This window comes from Tissierellales bacterium (assembly GCA_035301805.1).
Taxonomy (GTDB): Bacteria; Bacillota; Clostridia; order Tissierellales; family DATGTQ01; genus DATGTQ01.
Genome location: DATGTQ010000221.1, coordinates 1 through 3577, shown reverse-complemented (window position 1 = coordinate 3577; position 3577 = coordinate 1). Strand labels below are relative to the sequence as shown.

6 protein-coding genes are annotated in these 3577 nt (G+C 30.5%); 4 read left to right on the top strand and 2 right to left on the bottom strand.

Annotated features, from left to right (window positions below):
- Positions 1-158 precede the first annotated feature (158 nt).
- Genes VK071_11260 through cobC form a run of 3 tightly spaced genes read left to right on the top strand, consistent with a single transcriptional unit; the run spans position 159 to position 1763 of the window.
- A complete protein-coding gene (locus tag VK071_11260; GenBank protein HLR35888.1) occupies positions 159-434 on the top strand; it encodes a nicotinate-nucleotide--dimethylbenzimidazole phosphoribosyltransferase in 276 nt (91 codons plus the stop codon).
- A complete protein-coding gene (locus tag VK071_11255) occupies positions 412-1206 on the top strand; it encodes an adenosylcobinamide-GDP ribazoletransferase (protein ID HLR35887.1) in 795 nt (264 codons plus the stop codon). Before VK071_11260 ends, VK071_11255 begins: the two co-directional genes overlap by 23 nt.
- A complete protein-coding gene (gene cobC, locus VK071_11250) occupies positions 1176-1763 on the top strand; it encodes an alpha-ribazole phosphatase (GenBank protein ID HLR35886.1) in 588 nt (195 codons plus the stop codon). Before VK071_11255 ends, cobC begins: the two co-directional genes overlap by 31 nt.
- Positions 1764-1777: 14 nt before the next feature.
- On the opposite strand, the gene VK071_11245 is transcribed toward cobC, so the two are convergent.
- Positions 1778-2203, bottom strand: a complete 426-nt coding sequence (locus VK071_11245) for a nucleoside deaminase (protein ID HLR35885.1) — start codon at positions 2201-2203, stop codon at positions 1778-1780.
- A gap of 296 nt (positions 2204-2499) precedes the next feature.
- On the opposite strand from VK071_11245, the gene VK071_11240 reads away from it, so the two are divergent.
- Complete coding sequence (locus tag VK071_11240) at positions 2500-2685, top strand: CsbD family protein (GenBank protein ID HLR35884.1); 186 nt, start codon at positions 2500-2502, stop codon at positions 2683-2685.
- Positions 2686-2997: 312 nt separating this feature from the next.
- On the opposite strand, the gene VK071_11235 is transcribed toward VK071_11240, so the two are convergent.
- Positions 2998-3537, bottom strand: coding sequence for a hypothetical protein (locus tag VK071_11235; protein ID HLR35883.1), 540 nt, complete (start codon positions 3535-3537; stop codon positions 2998-3000).
- Positions 3538-3577: the final 40 nt, after the last annotated feature.

Below are 3577 nucleotides of genomic sequence, written 5' to 3'. Positions count from 1 at the left end.
GAGAAACTCGTAGAATCAATTGATATTGAGCAAATTACCTCCAAAATAATAGCAAATATTGAAGATTTTAGATTTATGGTAAATACACATAAGTTTAAATATCAGGATGTTACGTGAAATTGATTTGGTGCGAAACTTGAGAACATAATATGTTGATTATGGTAGATGGATTTATAGCTACAGCTGCATTCCTTTGTGCATATTCCATTCAAAAGAAGATTGTAGAAAATGCTATTTTTTGTCACCAAAGTGATGAATATGGACATGTGAAAATGCTTGATTTTATTGGTGCAACACCTTTATTGAAATTAAATCTGCGCTTGGGAGAAGGAACAGGTTGTGCTATTACTTATCCAATAATTACCTCCGCTGTCAATTTTATGAATGAGATGACAAGCTTTGAAAGTGCAAATGTCAGTACTAAAAAAGAATAAAATGAAGAAAGAAATCACTGTTTTTCTACATGCTTTAATGTTTTATACTCGTATTCCTTGTTCTAAAAAAATAATTTTTTCTCCAGATTATTTGAATCAAGCTACTAGATATTTTCCTCTCATAGGGTGGATTGTTGGGATAGGTATAACAGGAATTTATGGACTTAGTAATTCTATTTTTCCACCAAGCATAAGTCTAATTTTACTACTCATCACTTCTGTTTTGATAACGGGAGCTTTTCATGAAGATGGTTTTGCAGATGTTTGTGATGGATTTGGAGGAGGATGGACTAAATTACAAATATTGGAGATTATGAAAGACAGTCGATCAGGAGCATATGCCCTAATTGGTACTATCTTACTCTACTTATTAAAATTTACTACATTATATGAACTAACCCATCAAACATTTTATAGGTTTTTATTAGTAGTTATTCTCTCGCATGTATTAAGTCGATTAGCTGCTGTCTATATCATGTTCACAGAATCTTATGTAAGAGAAGATGAGTTAAGCAAAGCTAAACCTATTGCAAAAGAACTTAGCACTGTCAACTTTCTAATCGCTATATCTTGGGTTATTCCTATATTTATACTTTTACAACATCCCTTATTTCTTTTGATTATTCTACCTGTATTATTAACGGCAATACTGCTTAGAAGGTACTTTAGTAAATGGATTGGTGGTTATACTGGTGATTGTCTAGGAGCCGCTCAACAAATAACAGAAATTATTATATTATTATGCAGTTTGGTTATATGCAAGTATATTTAGTTCGTCACACCACACCCGATATTGCTAAGGCGATATGCTATGGACAAAGTGATTTAGAAATAAACACTCAAGTTTTTGAAAAAGAATTAAAGCAAATACGGTCTAAACTTCCACTAGATATCGAAAAATTCTATACTAGTCCATTAAAACGCTGCGAAAAATTATGCGAATCTTTAAGTCTAGAATATGAAATAGACCCACGGTTAATGGAATTAAATTTTGGAGAATGGGAATTAAAAGAATGGGAAACTATTCCAAAGATAGAACTGAATCCATGGATAGAAGACTATGTCAACCTTTCTCCTCCTAAAGGAGAAAGCTATCAAACTTTACATAATCGCTGTATAGATTTTTTAGAAAATCTTACTCAGACTCCTTACAAAAAAGTAGCTGTTATCACCCATGCAGGAAATATCCGAAGTATGATTAGCCATCTTTTAGGAATAAGTCTAGAGAATTCTTTCCGAATACAGCTAAGTTATGGAATGGTGGTTGAATTTAAGCTCAATAAAGAATTATCGTGGAGTAAATTAATTTCGATGCAACCTTTACAATAAGAATGTTATTTGGCTTACATCTTTAAAGGATTTTCTATATCCCCCGATAAACCTATGTGCTTCATCACGATAGTACGTTCTTTATTTTTTTTGGTTAATTCCTGATAAATAAAACTTGAATACTCCATACCTACTTCTTCAAGATCTTCCAAAGAAGCAGAATAATATATGTTTTTTATCCCTGAAAAATACATAGCACTTAAACACATAGGACAAGGATGGCCACTTGCATACATGGTAGAACTGGATAAGTTTAAACTACCTAATTTTTCTTGTGCTTTACGAATAGCTAATAATTCGGCATGCCCACTAATGTCATTTTTAATATGCAACTCATTTACGCCTTCCGCTATAATCTGATTATCTTTTACCAGTACCGCTCCAAAAGGTTGTCCCCCTTCTTCTACATTCTTTACAGCCAATTCTATGGCTCGTTTCATAAATTTATTCATCTATTTTTAATTTTTATAAATTTAAAAAAATATTTTAGGACCACTACTTAGAAACAACAGTTATAATTGCAGTTACCTACCTTCTCAAAAAAAATGATTTTTTTATCTTTCTTTTTCTATTTTTAAACATATATTCTAGAAAGTATCATATAAACACAAAATAGGAGGCAAATATAAACTTATCACAATATTTTGCTAATTAAATTAAACAAACATCATATTACATATATTTAAATTAGATTTACAATACAAACAAAATAAATTATTAATTTAAAACTATTATTATGGACAATCTAAAATGGAAAGGACGCTGGAATCAGATTAAAGGTAAAGTTAAATCCACTTATGCTGATCTTACAGACAATGATCTTATGTACGCTGAAGGTAAAGAAGAAGAACTATTAGGTAAACTTCAGAAAAAAACTGGCAAATCAAGAGAAGAAGTTAACAGTTGGTTGAATAGTTTATAAACTATCAAATAATACATAAGTACAAACTTGTACTTATGTATTATTTCTTAAAAACTATACTATTATGGGAAGAATACTATATACAATAGCGGTACTTTTAATTATCATTTGGGCTATTACTTTTCTAGGAGGAATGGTAACTGGCGGATTAATTCATATTATTCTGGTAATTGCAGTAATAATGATCATTATCAACCTTCTAGGAGGAAATAGCAGTAAGAGAAGACTATAAATTATTAATCTATAAAAACAAAAAGATGTGTACTAGAAATTCTAATACACATCTTTATAATTATTAGGTGGGAGTATAATTTAAGCTTTAGTTGTTTCCAGTACTTCTTGTTTTTCTTCTAAAGCTTCTACTTCTTTTTCATCCATCAAATAGCGTTTCTTACTATCATCTAGCTCGTCCATCCAATCGGTATGATGTTCGATGGCTTCTGTTCCTGTAATAACAGATTTGAAAGTTTTATCTCTATAGGTTAGAATATTATCCTCTTTATCTTTTAACCACTCTTTAAACATATCTCCTACTTTATCAATATTAAAATCAGGATAATCCGTATATGAAATCAAATCCTTAATATAAGCTGCTTGAAAATCTACATCCCCATTTGCATCTTCTACTTTATCATACTCTGATAACCATTGGTCGATATCTTTACGTCGTTCTTCTTTAGATGGCATTTCAAATTTATCCATCATATAATCTCTCGCTAACCAAGCTTGTGTATCGAACATATTAAAAGTATAATATTGGTCTTGCATTCCTAAATAAATAAGTTGAGGAAGCTCTTGGAAGAAAATTCCTTTATATAGATTATCAGGATATAGATTGTTTTTGGTTTTCAATCTTTAATATTCTGGTAAGAACGGAAACTTATGTTAATTT